Source organism: Prolixibacteraceae bacterium (assembly GCA_019856515.1).
GTDB classification, from domain to species: Bacteria; Bacteroidota; Bacteroidia; order Bacteroidales; family Prolixibacteraceae; genus Halosquirtibacter; species Halosquirtibacter xylanolyticus.
The window spans coordinates 3569510-3587377 of record CP082230.1 but is presented as its reverse complement, the minus strand read 5'-3'; the positions used below and the strand labels follow the sequence as shown (position 1 = coordinate 3587377).

Sequence of the window (17868 nt, the reverse complement as noted above, 5' to 3'; positions counted from 1 at the left end):
TTTCTACCAAACACACTAAACCCTAATAAACAAGTACTTAAGCAAAAGATGTCATATAAAACAGGAAACATATTCTTAACAGAGATAGAATATGCTCTACAACATGTTTAATGCTCCTGCGGATTATATATCTTTGTTTTGAAAGATAATACTAAAGATTATCCACAGATGCAGCGTAAACACTTGCGCTGTATCGATTATTCCGCATACTTCAGAAAGCAAAAGACACCATTCATAGGATTGATGTGTCTACCTATCATATACACTGTATATTAATTACATTATATCATATATTCATGAAGAACAGGATATTTACCCTACTTGTTCTTTTATGCACTACGTTTACCACGTTTGCTGAAAAGAACAATGCCATTGTTGATTACGTAAACCCATTAGTAGGAAGCGATTCAGACTTCTCTCTATCTAATGGTAATACATATCCCGCTATCGCTTTGCCATGGGGGATGAATTTTTGGACTCCCCAAACAGGGCCTATGGGTGATGGATGGACCTATGCTTATCACACAAAAAAGATACGAGGTTTTAAACAAACCCACCAACCGAGTCCGTGGATTAATGATTATGCTGCCTTCTCTATTTTCCCAGAGACAGGAGACCTTAAAATACTAGGTAAAGACCGTGCAGCATGGTTCTCTCACAAAGCAGAGGTTGCAAAACCAAACTACTATCGTGTCTACCTTGCTGACTACGATGTAACCACCGAAATCACTCCTACAGAGAGAGCGGCACATTTCCGTTTTACCTTTCCAAAAACCGATCAAGCCCATATCCTTGTAGATGGATTCTATAAGGGCTCTCAAGTAAAAATATATCCTAAAGAGAGAAAGATCGTAGGATACTGTAGAAACAATAGTGGTGGTGTACCTGAGAATTTCCATAACTACTTTGTTATCTACTTTGATAAAGATTTCAAGAGTGTTGGAACATGGGAATCTAAAAAATCAAAGAACCCTACTGCCAACTATGCTCCAAATAGCAAAGAAGCAGAAGGATACCATGTTGGTGCAGTGCTAACTTTCGAAACAGAAGCTGGTGAGCAGATACATGCACGTGTTGCCTCTTCGTTTATCAGTCCTGAGCAAGCAGAATTAAATCTTAAAAGAGAGATTGGTAACGATAGTTTTAAGACAACCAAAGAGAAAGCAACTCTAGCATGGAATAAGGAGCTATCTAAAATAAAAGTAGAAGGTGGTACCACCGACCAGTATCGCACATTCTATACGGCTCTATATAGAACCATGCTATTCCCTCGTAAATTCTACGAATACAACAGTAAAAATGAGATTGTACACTACAGTCCTTATAACGGGAAAGTAGAAAAAGGATATATGTTTACCGACAATGGCTTCTGGGATACCTTTAGAGCTGTATTTCCATTCTTTACATTGATGTATCCAGAGTTGGACAGCCATATCATGCAAGGACTTGCAAACACCTACAAAGAGAGCGGATGGCTACCTGAATGGGCAAGTCCAGGCCATAGAGATTGTATGATTGGATCAAACTCTGCATCACTAATTACGGATGCTTACCTAAAAGGGATTAGAGGTTTTGATATCGAAACACTATACCAAGCGATCATTAAAAACACCAAAAGCAAAGGACCACTAAACTCTGTGGGTAGATATGGTGCGGAAGAGTACAACAAGTACGGATATGTTCCTTACGATAGTGGCGTGAATGAAAATGCTGCTCGTACCCTAGAGTATGCATATGCCGACTGGTGTATATACGAGCTTAGCAAAGCACTGGACAAGCCGAAAGATCAAATCGACCTTTTTGCCAAAAGAGCCAACAACTATAAAAACCTTTTCGATAGCCGTACTGGATTTATGTCTGGAAAAAACATGGATGGATCATGGTCCAATGCACGCCCTGACAAATGGGGAGATGCTTTCACAGAAGGGTCTGCATGGCACTATACATGGTCAGTATTCCACGATCCAAAGGGCTTAGCTACCTTATATGGCAGCAACGAAAAGATGGCAGCCCAACTCGATAGAGTATTTACATCGGCTCCAACTTTCGATGACTCTTACTATGGCTTCCAGATTCATGAGATCACGGAGATGTTGATTGCTGATATGGGACAGTATGCTCATGGAAATCAACCAGTGCAACATGCGATATATCTTTACAACTGGCTAGGTCAGCCTTGGAAAGCCCAGTATTGGACACGAAATGTCATGGACAAACTATACACTCCAAACGCTGATGGTCTTTGTGGGGATGAAGATAATGGACAGACTTCTGCATGGTATGTCTTTTCGGCAATGGGATTCTACCCTGTTGCACCTGGAACAGGCGAATATGCCATAGGGTCACCTCTGTTCAAAAAGATTACACTTACACTAGAGAACGGAAAGAAATTTGTTATTCAAGCCAACAATAACAACCACAGCAATGTATACATTAAAGATGCAACATTGAATGGAAATACATTCTCTAAAAACTATATCACTCATAAACAGTTAACCAATGGTGGTACTCTAAAGCTGAATATGAGCAGTAAGCCAAATAAAAAACGCGGAACTAAAGCATCCTCTTTTCCTTACTCTTTCTCTAACGAGAAGAGATAAGATAGAGATATCAAATAGAACACATACACAATTTACATAGATGATAAAGAGAGGTCCAATTGAGCAATCATAACGGGCTTCTCTTTTTTTGAACGACACTCAGCGACATCATCTGTCCTACACTCAATTACCCCGAATATCCAACCCTCTTTTGACATCACCCAGATACTTCTAGTTTATAAAATATATTCTATAACAATCAACATCTACCCTTAGCTTCACAAGCTAACAAATGACAAGAACATTTAAAGAATCCCCAAAATGCACTATACAAAAGAATTACCAATCCTCCAACACCATTCACAAAGAGAGGTAGAGAGCCATACCCACCCAATCATGGCACTTCATAATTTTGTCTAAATCAACCTATCAAATATCAATTTACTATTGTATTTTATAACATAATCATATTTCTTTGATGTACACTTATAAACACGAAGTGTACATCTACCAAATTGCCATCCAAACAGCAAACCAGTGCTACAGCTTATTGATAATAATCACATCAATAAGGAATCTGTGATCATCATACTTTATTAAGTACACCCACTTATATTCAAAAGAAATAAGTATCACTTCTGTGGTGCTATGGAGAAAAATCGCTCGTACTTGAGACAGACTGCGAGCGATTTCTCCAGTTTCTTTTATCCTAATACTCTTTATGTCATATCCCCCACTTTATAAATAAGGAATAATTAATCTGAAATAAGACTACCCTATCCTTTTTTACTTAAATTTGTGTCCATATGAATAAACAAGGTATGAAACAAGCAAATTTAATAACACGAAAGATCGTTGCTGGGGCTATTATGCTTCTGTACTTTCTCTCTGTGGGCTTAGCATACCTGTCACATGAGAATTTCCATGCACACAGTAAAAGCTGTGGACAAGCATATCATCATGACCATTCCAATCATGATAACTCATCATGTTTGTCAAAACAAGGAAATAACCCATATCAGTGGCAAGCAAACTCGCACTTATGTGAGTGGTTTAAATATACGCCACCACAGATCACAACACAAGAAACCACACTTGTGAATATAAGCGAGGTATGCTGGACAGTTCAAGCTGCCCCCATGATTCTTCCTCCGTCGAAGAAAATTATACACTCCTGTCAACATCGTGGTCCTCCTACTTATTACATTTAATCGTAGATCAAAGTAAAAAACATCACTTTCATTGTTTATGTCGATTCATTTCACAAAACATTGAGAGGGGCTTTTGTTGTGTCAAAAAATAATATACCTGTATTGCCAATCAATGCGAAATACAGTACTATTTTTCTAATTACACAACAAGATGACGACACTATTTGTAACAACATAAAAAACTAATAATGAGTAAATTATTATATATCATCGCAATCATACTATTTATGATTGAGGGAGCTTACGCACAAAAAAAAATAACTATTGTTGATCAAGAAAGCAAGTCTGCAATTCCTTTTACTACCCTTTATAATACGGATAATCGACAAGGGTTTGTAACAGATGTTTATGGTAACGTGACCCTTCCTGAAAACGCCGAAAACAGTAAATTACAGATCTCCTCTATGGGGTATGAATCTAAAATTATTGTGGTAAAACAGATTGAAGATGGCGAAACCATATCTCTTGTACCTTCCCATCTAAAAATAGATGAGGTCGTTGTTTCTGGTACCACACCAAGCCTTCAAAAACAGGAAGTCATGAATGTTGCCTACCTGAAGATGAAAGATGCCACTGTGCAGAACTCTCTCTCCGAAACCATATCTAACATACCAGGAGTACAGCAAGTCACAACTGGAGCTGCTATCGGAAAACCAACCATTAGAGGACTTTCAGGATCGCGTATTGCTACATTTACCCATGGTATTCGATTAGAGAACCAACAATGGGGTGCCGAGCATGGACTAGGTGTAGATGCAACAGGTATCGAAGGTATTGAAGTGATTAAAGGACCTGCAAGCTTACTATACGGTAGTGATGCACTTGGTGGAGTTCTATACCTAGTAGACGATCGTTTTGCGCCCAACCACACCACTCAAGTAGAAGTGGGAAGTGATTACAACGCCAATACCAAAGGGATCGATGCTTATGGAAAAGTATACTGGAGTGGTGAAAAATGGAGCGTTAACCTTAGTGGAAGCCAAAGAAACCATATGGACTATATCGATGGGGATGGCAACGTAGTCAATAACACCCGATTTCAAACATACGATTTCAAAGGAAAAGTGGGATACCGAAGTAAAAAATGGTCTTCCACATTAAGCTACAACCATCTTGATGAAAAATATGGAATCAACGAAGATGGCGACACAGGAGGACATAGAGATCGTGATTTGGTGGCACCATACCAACCGATTATTACAGATATCGTAAGTAGTGAAAACATATTCCACCTCGAAAATTCAAAGATCAAACTTAACTTAGGTTTTGTACGAAACCATAGAAAAGAGATTGAAGGAGAAGAGCACGACCATGGAGATGAACACGGAGACGAACACGAGGATGAACATGATCATGACCACGGAGCTGTTGCAGCTGATGACGATCATGATCACGACCATGAAGATGAGCATGAACACGAAGGGGAAGAGCATGTCGGTCTAGAGATGCTTCTTCAAAGCTACACCTACAACCTACAATGGATCAAAGACTTTGACAACAGCCAAGACCAGTGGATCGTAGGCTCACAAGGAATGTATCGTAAGAATGAGAATCTTTCTGAAGAGACACTTATTCCCAATACCACGACACAAAACATCGGACTCTTCTCCACTTATAAATGGGGTATTGCAGATCGTTTCAACATGCTATTTGGTGCAAGATATGATCTACAAAAGATGGATAGTCCGGATGCACAATCGGAGATTCAAAATAGAACAGATAATGCATTTTCACTCTCTGCAGGATTCAATTGGTCTATCGGAGAACGCATGTTTATCAAAACCAACATCTCCACAGGATTTAGAGCACCCAACATCTATGAGTTGGCTAGTAATGGTTCTCACCCATCTGCCAACCGATATGAAATTGGAAATCCAAATCTAAAGAAAGAGCAAGCAGTACAACTTGATCTCTCCATCGCAAGCAAAGGGGAACATTTGGGATGGTACATCAATCCTTTTGTAAACCGTATTCAAGACTATATATTCTTAACACCTAACGGAGAGACAAAAGAGAACTTGAAAGTATACCAGTACCAACAGAGCAATGCCACACTTTATGGAGGTGAAGTGGGAATCCACTACCACCCTCACCAAATCCACTGGCTACACTTCAACTCTGACCTAAGCATGGTATATAGTCAAGACGATGATGGAAATGCCATCGCATTAACCCCAGCAACACATATCAACAATAAGCTCGCTTTCGATATCCCAACAGGTGAAAAATGGAGCCTCAACGTATATGGAGCATACAACTACACATTCAAACAAGATCGTGTAGCAGCTTATGAAACACCAACAGATGCATATGGCTTAGTAAACCTTGGAGCAACAGGACGCATCCAATGGCTAGATCGCACTTTCGTACTAGATCTTTCAGTAAACAATCTATTCGACAAAGCTTATACGAGCCACCTATCACGCTATAAAGATGTTGGATTACTAAACATGGGACGCGCCGTTCAGTTCGGAGTAAAAATCCCAATCCTATAACACCCAATAACTATTTTAAAGCAAGAAGGTCTTAATGTAAAATTATAATTTATTTAAGGTCATATTGACATAAATCTCTTTTCAGAATAAGGCCCCTTCTTTCCAGAAGTGGGCCTTTTCTCTTGTATATATCTCTTCAATAAACAATACTTCCCTTCGGGCTTCAAGCTACCTTCTCCCTACTTAACTCGGACCTAATACGTCTCTAATCCGTCCTTAATCCGTCCTTTGTCCATGATTCGTCCATCATTGATCCATGGTTCAGCCATCAAAAACCCCGAAATCGATGGACAAACCATGGACGAAGCATGGCTAAACCATGGACAAAGGACGGATTAGAGACGTATTAGGGGCGGATTAAGTTGGGAGGAAGTCAGGGGAAAGTAGTACGATGGTATTAAGATGGGGTAATAAAGAGAAAAATGAGATCGCTTTAGAGTGATGAACAAATGAATGGTATAGTGGGGCTATGGGATCTATTAATTAATAAAGGGGTGGAGTTGGATTATGCGAAAATTGAGGGTGGGGGATTTTTGACGGTGAGATCGGTAGATGATGACGTGGGAATGAATGATTGGCAAAACCAGGTGTGTGTAGCTAGGAAAGTGAGATCGGTAGATGATGACGTGGGAATGAATGATTGGCAAAACCAGGTGTGTGTGGTTAGGAAAGTGAGATAGGTTGATGGTGAAGTGAGAATGGACAAGAGGCCAAATGCGGGGAAAGCAGGAGTGGCGAGAGGTTTTTCAACAATGTTTACAACTATATAGACTGGTGGTTTTCAATAATATATTCATGCTATAGATGGAAATCACAGAAGATATTCACATGTAGAGTTGGGGCTAGCGATAACTTTATTTAAATTTGTTAGAAGAAGGAGTATTATACGAATTACATATATAAATGGGCTATATCCTCACGTTCAACATTGCTTATATTTGGTTAAGAGATATCACTGTTGATAAAAGGTTATGCTTCGATGAAAAGCTGCTTTGAAGGAGCTCTTTTAAGGTTGGCTCATTTGGTTTGAAAGAGGAGGTACTTCTTTGTTGAAGAGTGTATTTGCAACATATTGATAGATCATCATGACAAAAAATAGACGCGTATTACTGATCACATACTATTGGCCTCCCTGTGGTGGAGTAGCTATTTTTAGGCCATTGATGATGGCCAAACATCTCCAAAAGATGGGATGGGATGTGGTGGTATATACGGCAGAGGAGGCTTTTTATCCTAGCTATGATTATAGTACGGAAATCCCCTCAGACATTGAGGTGATCTATGGAAAGATATGGGAGCCTTATAAGCTTTTTAAGAAGTTTGCTGGACGTAAGAAAGAAGATAGCTCGAATCCTGTTTATGTCAGAGATAAAAAGTTCTCATGGAAAGACCAACTCTCGATATGGGTTCGAGGCAATTTGTTTATTCCTGATGCTCGTAAATATTGGATTAAGCCTTCGGTAGATCGTTTGACACAATATCTAGAGAACCATCCTGTGGATGTGGTTATCTCCACAGGGCCTCCACATTCGTCAAATATGATTGGTCTTGGTGTCAGTCAACAATGCAACCTTCCTCTCTTGGTCGATTTTCAAGATCCATGGACCCAAGTGGATTATTATAAGATGTTGAAGATTTCGGGATGGGCTGATAAGCAACATCGCAAGATGGAACAGCAGTTGTTTGAAAGTGCCAATGCGATAACCATTGCGAGTCCAAGCTGGGCAAAAGATTTAGAGACGATTGGTGCCAAGGATGTCACCCCGCTCCTTTTGGGTTATGAAGAGAGTGAGCTGGCTGACTTAAAGCATGAAGAGAGCCGATTTCAACTGGTACATGCTGGTATTTTAGGTTATGATCGTGCTCCCATTACTCTGGTGGATGTCTTAGCAGACCTTTGTAGAGAGGACCACGATTTTGCATCCAACTTATCGATTCTTTTTGCAGGCATCGTAGACATTGGTTTGAAAGAGTATATTACCCAAAAAGGTCTCGATAGATATACCGAATATACGGGAAATGTGGATAAGAAGGTGGCACTTCAATATAATAAGAATGCCTCTATCCTACTGCTTCCGCTCAATCAAGCTGAGAATGTCAAGGGGCGTATTCCTGGTAAACTATACGAGAATTTACGCACAGGCAATCCGATATTGTGTTTGGGGCCTCAGGATAGCGATGTGGCAAGTATCATCTCTTCGTGTGATGCAGGTGTGACACTTCCTTACGATGCTTATGATCAGATAAAGGAGTTTGTTTTATCGTGTTATAAGAGATGGAGAGGTGGCGAGGTTCAAGAGATCTCTCCAAAGGTTAGTGATTACGATGTAGCCAACCAGATGGCACAACTTTCGGAATTGTTGAATAATATTAGTCGATAGAGATATGGAACTAAAAGCAGGTATTTCGTTGTGGAAACAGATAAAAAACTGGATACAGATCCTAGTCGTGCGTCCCATCATGTGGATTGCGTATATGAAGCTTCATATATTTTCTATAAAGAAGAAGAATCGTGTTTCGATCTTTGTTATCGAGGGACATTTCTTTGACAATACCAAGTCATTGGCTCCTGTGATCACTACGGATAGAGATTTAGAGGTCGCTTTTATTGTGAAACACGATAGGGTGCGAGAAGTGATGCAGAAAGAGGGGTATCGCGTCATGAAGATGAAGTCGTTTGCAGCTTTGCGCTTCTTTCTACGCTCTTCATATGTTGCGTTCTCTTATGGCAGCAGCTTCATGGAGTTCTTTCCCTATTTTATCTCTCCACGTTGGCAAGAGGTATTGTTTATCGACCATGGAATACCAGTGAAGGCGACGGCTCGAAAAGTCCCCAAATATCAGCACTATGGAAATCACCTGCTGCTACAACAATATACCTACTGCATCTGTAGTGGAGCACAAGAGGCCGAGTTATTGGCTGAGGCTTATGCTATTCCTTTGCAAAATGCATTGGTTACTGGAATGCCTCGCAACGATCGTTTGATCACCTTAATGGAACATCCTGAACTGATCACCAAAGATATCAAGAAAGGGAGCAAGCGTGCTATTTTATATGCTCCCACGTGGCGACCTTACGGGAGAACACACTTCTTTCCATTTGCAGATCATGACTTGGAGAGGGTCAAAAAGTGGTTGGAAGATCATGATGCTATTCTCTATTTTAGAGTACATAAAGAGGACCTAAGACGTAACGAAGCCTTCTTTTCGCAGCTGGATATGGATGGACCATTTCGCTTGGTAAACCAAGATTTTGAGCCAGATGTGGTAGAGATCTTATCTCAGTTCGACCTTCTAATATCAGATTTTTCGGCCATGATTGCCGACTTTTTACCCCTGGATCGTGCCATGGTATTTCTACCTTATGACTACGATATTTATGCCGCACAAGTGGGTGTCATCATGGACTACGACCTGTTGACACCTGGAGCTGTAGTGTATGATGAAGTGTCATTCTTAGATGCACTTGCAGAAGGATTAGATCATCCAACTAAATATGCAGAAGAGAGACATAAACTGATGGATGTATTCTACCAATTTGAAGATAACAAGTCTTCTTTGAGGGTAGTTGCAGAGATAAAGAGATCGTTATTCCGTCACCATTATCAAGCTTTGGAGAAGTAGTTGTCGACCCACTCTTTCAACAATTTGAAGTTTCCTAAGCCCATCAGAACAAGGAAAAACAGAGAACGAATGACCATATCAACAAACCAGAAACCTCCTATGTTCTCAGGAAGAAGATAGGCCAATATCGTTGCGACAGTGGATACGATAGCTAGACGTGTAATCTGTATTCCAAATGGATGGATATGCCAGCGATGGTAGATATAGACTCCTCGAGCTAACAAGATAGTGAAACTTGATAGTAGAGTTGCAATGGCGGCACCTACCGTACCCCATATAGGAATAAGAAGCATATTGGAGACCACTACCAAGAGCATCAATAGAAACTGAAAGAGTGCTTGGGTACGATATTTTGGTGAGGTGGCAAGAAGTGTCGCTCCTTGACCCGAAACCATCTCTAAAACATTTGAGAAACCAATGATGGCGATGATGATCATTCCCGATGCATAACTTTCGGTCAATATGTTTGGAATGTTGTCTAGGTTGATCACAATACCACCATACAGCACCGCCCCCATGAGAAGTTGATACAGTGCACTCTTCTTGTAAGTATCCTCGATGAGCTTAATATTGTCGTGGCGCCAAGCATCCGAGATGACTGAAGCTCCAATTTTTTTAAGTGCGCGTGCAGGTAGAAGCACCATGGTGCCAAAGTAGAATGCAATCGAGTAGATTCCAGTCTGCTCTAGACCTAGATAGGAAGAGACCATATATTTATCGATGTTGACAATCGCAATACCACTAAAACCAGATACGATACCAAAGAAGGCCACATAGCCAATCTCTTTACGCAGACGAGGAGTGATAAAGTGGAAGTTGGGGCGAAAAGAGATCTTCTCTTTGGTGACCAGCAGATATAGAAGAGCCAACAGAGGCACTCCCAATATCGCAACATACGCTGTCAAGAATGTATCGAATGGAATGGCTCCAGTGAAATAGACTCCAAGGAGTAGTAGGTTTAATATTCGCACCACCACCTCTTTCATAAAAGTTCCGATCACGGCATTGTAGAGTAGACGATATAGAACATCTAATGCATTGAAGAACAGCAGGAAGAAAACCAGAGGAATGATATACCCCATATGATCAATTAGCATGGGGGATTTATCTGCATTTTGTGCGATGACCAACGCCTTACCTCCTGCAAACATTAGGGAAAACCAAAGCAAAAAGCCGATGATAGAGACCATCAAGAGAAGAAAAGGATAGCCATGGTGTCTCTCTTTTTCGGACCGAAAGTATGGGAACATTCGTGTGGTGACCGCATCGAACCCTAAAGAGGAGAATTGGGCACAGATGGTGGCAATAGCAACCAATACGTTGACCAATCCTACCTGCTCGGTAGAGAGCAGTCGTGGCATTAAAATAGTAACATTCAAGAAGGCGATAAAGGCGCCTACAAAGGACCAAAAGGAGCCCTTAATGGTCTGTTTTTCTAGTATTCCCATAATTATACACTTGGTCGGAGGGTGTTATGATTTTAAACAAGCCCACCGATTTTTATGCTCACATCTAACTCTCTTTTGAATATGAATCATAAGTTTGATTCGCAAAAGTAGAACGCTTTTCATAAAAATACGAAACAATGACCTATGAAACACGGTGATCCATAATAAAAAGATTATTTTTGTTGGTAAGACTATTATTGAATCAAACAATATGAAAGATATCCAATGGAAAAAAGTGGGAACCATCGTAGGTATCCTTGCTATATTTCTAGTTGTAACCTACACTTACTTCTCTCCGTTAATCGCAGGGAAAGCGTTACAGCAGCATGATCATGACACCTATATGGGAATGTCTTCCGAAATTCGATCTTATCGTGTGACACATGACCAAGAGGCACTTTGGACGAACCGAATGTTTGGAGGGATGCCCTCTTACTTGAGTGGCGCAAGATATTACGGAAATAAGCTTTCTGTCATTGACGATGTGCTTCGTGTAGGCCCCGTTCCAGGAAGTAGTGTGTTCTTGACTTTTGTTGGGTTTTTCTTTTTGATGATGGTCTGTGGTCTCTCTCCATGGGTGAGCTTGGTGGCCAGTTTGGCCTTTGGTTTCTCCTCCTTCTATTTCATTATTTTAGGAGCAGGTCACAACACCAAAGCTTTGGCTATCTCCTATATGGCACCTGTTCTTGCGGGTATACTACTCACCTTTAAGGGCAAACGATGGTTGGGCGCTGCAATTCTTGGCGTCGCATTAGGTCTAGAGCTAAGAGCAGGACATCCACAAATGACCTACTATCTTTTCTTGATGGTGGTGGTTTATGGATTGGTTGAGTTATACTACCATTTTAAAGATCATAAACTGGTCGATTATTTTAAAAATATTGGGGCATTGACTGTTTTCGCGGTATTGGCTGTATTGGCCAACAGTTCAAATCTTGCATCCACATATGAATATAGTCCTTTCTCTATACGTGGAAAATCGACGTTACAGACAGAGGATAAAACGAGAAAAGAGGGACTCGACAAGAGTTACATTTTTGATTACAGCTATGATGTAGGAGAATCTTTTACGGCATTTATTCCTAGGCTTAAGGGAGGTGGAATGAGCGAACCGTTGGATAAAGATAGCCATTTGTATCAAGCCATTGCCAAACAACATGGAGCTGGTCAAGCAAAGCAGATTTGTCGTAACATTCCTCTGTATTGGGGTAGTCAACCTATTGTTAGTGGACCATTTTATTTTGGGGCCGTACTTTGCTTCTTGGCATTTTTCGGGATGTTCTTTGTGAAAGGACGTATCAAGTGGTGGTTAACGATCACTATCTTTATTGCATTTCTTCTTTCGCTAGGAAAGAATTTCTCACTTCTGAGTGATTTCATGGTCAATTATTTCCCTATGTATAATAAGTTTAGGGATGTGAAGAACATTGTTATTATTCAAAATCTAGCGATGGCCATGTTGGGTACCTTTGCGATTTGGAAGGTGACAAAAAGAGATTATAAAGATGGAGAGATAGAGAAAGCATTAAAATATAGCGTCGGTATTCTAGGCGGCTTATGTCTTCTTTTGGTGGTGATTCCAAGTATCTCTGGAAACTTCGTAGGGAGTGTGGATGGACAATTGAGACAGGCAGGATGGCCAGCAAACTGGATTCAAGCCCTTCAAGATGATCGAAGGAGTATCGTAAGAATGGATGCCCTCCGTAGTCTGTTCTTTGTGTTGGTTTCGGCGGCAGGAATATGGGCTGTATGGAAACAGAAGATTAAAGGGCAATGGGCAGTAGTTCTTTGGGCTGCACTAGTCTTGATCGATATGTGGCCACAAGACAAGAAATATCTAAATGACAGTAATTTTGTAAGCAAAAAAAGGGTTGAAAATCCATATACTCCATCTAAGGCAGATAAGATTATTCTTCAAGATAAATCATTAGATTATCGTGTATTAAACTTATCAGTAAGCACCTTTAACGATGCTAGCACCTCTTTCTTCCACAACTCTATTGGGGGTTATCATGGTGCCAAGATGAGAAGATATCAAGATCTTATTGAACATCAGCTTTCAAAAGAGATTCAAGCACTACAGGCAGGATTTGGTAAGATAAAATCAGAGGCCGATGTTTCAAAGCTCTTCGATCAAACTCCTGTGTTGAATATGTTGAATGCAAAATATCTTATCTATAACCCTAAGGCTGCACCATTAACAAATGGCTCGGCGTATGGTAATGGATGGGTTGTAGACCAAGTTAAAGGGGTTAAAGATGACAATATGGAGATGGCTGCTTTAGGGCAAAGCAAACTGTCTCATGTCGCCGTAATGAATGAGGCTACAAAGAAAACATTAGGTAAACTATCCAACCTTCCTCTTTCGGAGAAAGAGAAGGTGACCATGACTAAATATGATCCGAATGAGCTCACCTATGAAGTACATTGTGATGCGGATCGTTTGGTGGTATTCTCTGAGATATATTATCCTAAAGGGTGGAGAGCCTATGTGGACAATAAAGAGGTAGATATCTATCGTGTGGATTACCTATTGAGAGCATTGAAGATTGGAAAAGGAACACGTTCAGTTCAATTTAAGTTTGTTCCTTCGACCTATGAAAAGGGAGAAGTAATCTCTTTGATTAGCTCCATCTTACTTTTACTGTCGTTGGCAGGAATGATTGTGTATGGTTGTAAAGAGAATAAAAAGAAGACGGAAGCGTAGATGGGAAGAGGTCGTTGCAAAAGCGGAATACGAAAGAACTACAGAGACTATTTGTCTGTAATTAGTAGTCATAGTTTGATACTTTTTCTTTTGGGGTTAATTGCTGTAATCTATTTTAATGCAGTACAGGCTTCAAAAGATGTGTATGAGAGTATTGGTATGACTTTACTTATTTCTGATGATATCCCAGACGATCAGCTAGAGGAGACGGTCGCGGATTGGCAAAATATGGAGACGATCAACTCTGCCGAGATTATCTCAAGAGAGAGAGCTGCCGAGAGTATTAAGAGTACTTTTGGAAATGATGCGTTTGATGTGATTGGCTACAATCCCATGAAAAGGATGGTGGATGTTTCACTGACGGCTAAATTTGCACGAAAAGGAGATATTGAGTCACTGAAGGAGCAGCTGGAAGGCTACTCTTTTGTGCAGAAGATTCATTATAAAGAAGATATGCTCGACTCGATAAGGAGCAATCTAAAGAATCTATATTTTCTCTCTTTGGTGGTCATGGCCATATTTGTCATTGTGTTTATCTCTCTAATGAGAAGCACCATACAAAACTCATTGGATAGCAAAAAGGCCTTGATAAAAAACATGAGGTTAGTTGGAGCTTCTAGTTCTTTTATACGAAAACCATTTATGTCAGAGGCTTTCTGGATTGGGTTTATTGGCTCGACGATCTCACTTATTCTGTTATCTATTTTTATAGGGGGGGTGCATAAATACCTTTATACCTCTTTGGATTTAGGTACAGTGATAGAGAAAGTTATACTGCTTATGGGAATATATACTGTGGGTATTGGTTTATCACTGATTACGACCAGAGCAAAGCTTTACGCTTTTATGAGAGTGAATGAGAATGAAGTTTATTTTTAAATAACATAAAGAATGAAAGATCAGAACAGTAACAAGTTTGCTTTAGAACCAGCAAATTATAAACTATTAATTATTGGCATTGGTATTATTGTACTAGGCTTTATTTTAATGAGTGGTGGCGGTTCAGAAGATCCGAATGTGTTTGATGAATCGATCTTTAGTTTCCGTAGAATCACATTGGCTCCAGTGGTGGTTTTGTTTGGGTTTCTTTTTGAAATCTTTGCCATCATGTATAAACCGAAGAACAAATAATAACAATATAGAATGGATCATTTACAAGCATTTCTGTTAGGACTACTTCAAGGCTTAACAGAATTTCTACCTGTAAGCTCAAGTGGACACCTTGCATTAGGTAGCCACTTTTTAGGTATTGAAGAGGAGAACAATCTACTCTTTACTATTGTGGTGCATGGCGCAACCGTGTTGAGTACTATCGTTGTATTCCGTAAAGACATTTGGAGTCTTATTAAGGCAATCTTTTCATTTCAGTGGAATGAAGAGACCCAATATATTGCAAAGCTGATTGTGTCTATGATCCCAATCGGTGTAGCAGGAGTGCTTTTTAAAGATCAAATTGAGGCACTATTTGATGGCAATATTGTGTTTGTTGGATGTATGTTACTACTCACCGCATGTTTGCTGTCGTTTACCTATTTCTTTAAAAGGAAGAACGATAGAGAAGTGGGTTTTAAAGATGCAATCATTATTGGTATTGCACAAGCCATGGCTGTTGTACCAGGGATTTCACGTTCTGGATCGACCATTGCTACAGGACTACTTCTGGGAGATAAAAAAGATTCGGTAGCAAAATTTTCATTCTTAATGGTACTGGCACCAATTATTGGCGCAAACCTATTAGAAGTAGTAGGTGGAGACCTTACATCAGCACCCTCGGTGTCTGTAACTGTTTTGATGACAGGGTTTGTAACGGCCTTCTTATCTGGGCTTCTAGCATGTAAATGGATGATCAATATAGTCAAAAGAGGGAAGCTGATATATTTCGCAATTTATTGTGCAGTTGTCGGATTAATTTCTATCTTTGTAGGCTGATTTTCAAACGTTTATTTTTGATAAAATTCATTTAAAGATAGGATAAAAAGACGAGTGAGAGAGTTGGATTCATTTGATTTTAAAGATGGTGAAGTGTTGGCTTTTGATAAGCCACTAGAGTGGACATCATTTAATGTGGTAGGGAAAGTCAGACATAAGATTTGTCGCTACTTAGGTGTGAAGAAGTTGAAAGTGGGGCATGCAGGAACGTTAGATCCTATGGCAACAGGATTAATGGTTCTTTGCACAGGTAAAGCCACTAAGAAGATAGAGCAGATTCAAGGTACAGAGAAAGAGTATATTGCAGAGCTAAAGCTAGGAGCAACTACGCCATCTTTCGATGTGGAGTCCGAAGAAGATGCAGAATATCCTTATCAACATATCAATAGAGAAATTATTGACAAGGTGTTACCACAATTTATCGGAGAGATAGATCAGGTTCCACCCATCTTTTCTGCTGTAAAAGTTAATGGTCGTCGTGCTTATGACTTGGCCCGAAAAGGAGAAGAGATCGAGTTGAGATCGAAAAAAATAACGATTAAAGAGATCGAAGTCCTAGAGTTTAAAGAACAACATCTCTCTTTGCGTGTTGTTTGTGGTAAAGGAACATATATTCGTTCTCTTGCAAGAGATTTCGGAGAAGCCCTTGAAAGTGGCGCCTACCTCACAGGATTACGTAGAACACGTGTTGGGGATTTTAAGGTAGACCAAGCTTATACTATCGAGGATTTCTGTAGTTTCTTAGACGAAGCAATACAAGCAAAGAAAGAAGAGAAATAAGTTAGGAATTCGTTACGCATAATAAAAATAGAGTCTTCTATGAAGCTGTCAAAATTTAAATACAATTTACCTCCAGAATTAGTTGCAACTCATCCTTCTTATAACAGAGACGAATCACGTCTTCTTGTTTTGGATAGAGAAAGTGGTAAAATTGAGCATAAAGTATTCAAGGATGTACTTGATTACTTTGACAACAAAGATGTGATGGTTTTTAATAACACGAAAGTGTTTCCAGCACGCCTTTATGGTAATAAAGAAAAAACAGGAGCACAAATTGAGGTTTTCCTATTGAGAGAACTGAATAGGGAGCAAAGACTTTGGGATGTACTTGTGGATCCTGCTAGAAAGATTCGTATCGGAAATAAACTGTATTTCGGTGATGATGATGCGATGGTGGCGGAAGTAATCGACAATACAACATCTCGCGGTAGAACACTTCGCTTTCTTTATGATGGTCCTTATGACGAGTTTAAAGAGGCACTTTATAACTTGGGAGAGACACCTCTACCTAAGATTATCGGGCGCCCAGTAGAAGACGATGATGCCGAGAGATATCAAACTATTTATGCTAAGAATGAAGGTGCCGTTGCTGCTCCAACAGCAGGTCTACACTTTAGTAGAGAGCTAATGAAGCGCCTTGAGATTAAAGGTATTGATTTTGCTGAGGTGACATTACATGTAGGTTTAGGAAACTTCCGTACTGTGGATGTAGAGGACCTTACAAAACATAAGATGGATTCGGAACAGATATGGATCGAAGACAAAGCTGTGGATGTCGTAAACAATGCAAAGAAGAATAAGCAGAGGATATGTGCTGTAGGAACCACTGTCATGAGAACACTGGAGTCTTCCGTGTCGACAACAGGGCACCTAAAGCCATATGAAGGATGGACAAATAAATTCATCTTCCCTCCATATGAGTTCCAAGTGGCAAATAGCATGATCTCCAATCTACATACACCTCTAAGTACACTACTTATGATGGTAAGTGCATTTGGTGGTTACGATGCCGTGATGGAAGCATATAATGTTGCAATTAAAGAAGAGTATCGTTTTGGTACATATGGAGATGCAATGTTAATTATATAACATTCATCTTTTTATTTAATATCATCAAAAGAGGTACTTCTTGCT

The 17868-nt window shown here is 39.9% G+C and carries 13 protein-coding genes; 12 read left to right on the top strand and 1 reads right to left on the bottom strand.

Features of this window, described 5'->3' with window-relative positions:
* Positions 1-296 precede the first annotated feature (296 nt).
* The 6 genes from K5X82_13185 to K5X82_13160 all read left to right on the top strand — a co-directional run bounded on the left by K5X82_13185 (position 297) and on the right by K5X82_13160 (position 9870).
* Positions 297-2600, top strand: a complete 2304-nt coding sequence (locus tag K5X82_13185) for a GH92 family glycosyl hydrolase (GenBank protein ID QZT36222.1) — start codon at positions 297-299, stop codon at positions 2598-2600.
* A 746-nt stretch (positions 2601-3346) separates the two neighbouring features.
* Entirely contained in the window at positions 3347-3751 is a 405-nt protein-coding gene (locus K5X82_13180) for a hypothetical protein (GenBank protein ID QZT36221.1), read from the top strand.
* Between the two features lie 188 nt (positions 3752-3939).
* A complete protein-coding gene (locus K5X82_13175) occupies positions 3940-6246 on the top strand; it encodes a TonB-dependent receptor (protein QZT36220.1) in 2307 nt (768 codons plus the stop codon).
* Positions 6247-6695: 449 nt separating this feature from the next.
* Complete coding sequence (locus K5X82_13170) at positions 6696-6926, top strand: hypothetical protein (GenBank protein ID QZT36219.1); 231 nt, start codon at positions 6696-6698, stop codon at positions 6924-6926.
* 405 nt (positions 6927-7331) lie between these two features.
* On the top strand, positions 7332-8627 hold the full coding sequence (locus K5X82_13165; protein QZT36218.1) for a hypothetical protein: 1296 nt from the start codon (positions 7332-7334) through the stop codon (positions 8625-8627).
* A 4-nt stretch (positions 8628-8631) separates the two neighbouring features.
* On the top strand, positions 8632-9870 hold the full coding sequence (locus K5X82_13160; protein ID QZT36217.1) for a CDP-glycerol glycerophosphotransferase family protein: 1239 nt from the start codon (positions 8632-8634) through the stop codon (positions 9868-9870).
* On the opposite strand, the gene K5X82_13155 is transcribed toward K5X82_13160, so the two are convergent.
* Positions 9852-11318, bottom strand: a complete 1467-nt coding sequence (locus K5X82_13155; protein QZT36216.1) for an oligosaccharide flippase family protein — start codon at positions 11316-11318, stop codon at positions 9852-9854. The genes K5X82_13160 and K5X82_13155 overlap by 19 nt on opposite strands.
* A gap of 211 nt (positions 11319-11529) precedes the next feature.
* Here K5X82_13155 and K5X82_13150 point away from each other — a divergent pair, with 211 nt between their 5' ends.
* From K5X82_13150 to queA, 6 genes are all read left to right on the top strand, one after another.
* The gene (locus K5X82_13150; protein QZT36215.1) at positions 11530-14025 is read left to right on the top strand and encodes a YfhO family protein; all 2496 of its coding nucleotides are present in this window, start codon (positions 11530-11532) and stop codon (positions 14023-14025) included.
* A complete protein-coding gene (locus K5X82_13145) occupies positions 14026-14904 on the top strand; it encodes a permease-like cell division protein FtsX (protein ID QZT36214.1) in 879 nt (292 codons plus the stop codon).
* A gap of 12 nt (positions 14905-14916) precedes the next feature.
* Complete coding sequence (locus tag K5X82_13140) at positions 14917-15156, top strand: DUF3098 domain-containing protein (protein QZT36213.1); 240 nt, start codon at positions 14917-14919, stop codon at positions 15154-15156.
* 12 nt (positions 15157-15168) lie between these two features.
* On the top strand, positions 15169-15954 hold the full coding sequence (locus tag K5X82_13135) for an undecaprenyl-diphosphate phosphatase (protein QZT36212.1): 786 nt from the start codon (positions 15169-15171) through the stop codon (positions 15952-15954).
* Positions 15955-16017: 63 nt separating this feature from the next.
* Positions 16018-16734, top strand: a complete 717-nt coding sequence (truB, locus tag K5X82_13130; protein ID QZT36211.1) for a tRNA pseudouridine(55) synthase TruB — start codon at positions 16018-16020, stop codon at positions 16732-16734.
* A gap of 39 nt (positions 16735-16773) precedes the next feature.
* On the top strand, positions 16774-17823 hold the full coding sequence (queA, locus tag K5X82_13125) for a tRNA preQ1(34) S-adenosylmethionine ribosyltransferase-isomerase QueA (protein QZT36210.1): 1050 nt from the start codon (positions 16774-16776) through the stop codon (positions 17821-17823).
* Positions 17824-17868: the final 45 nt, after the last annotated feature.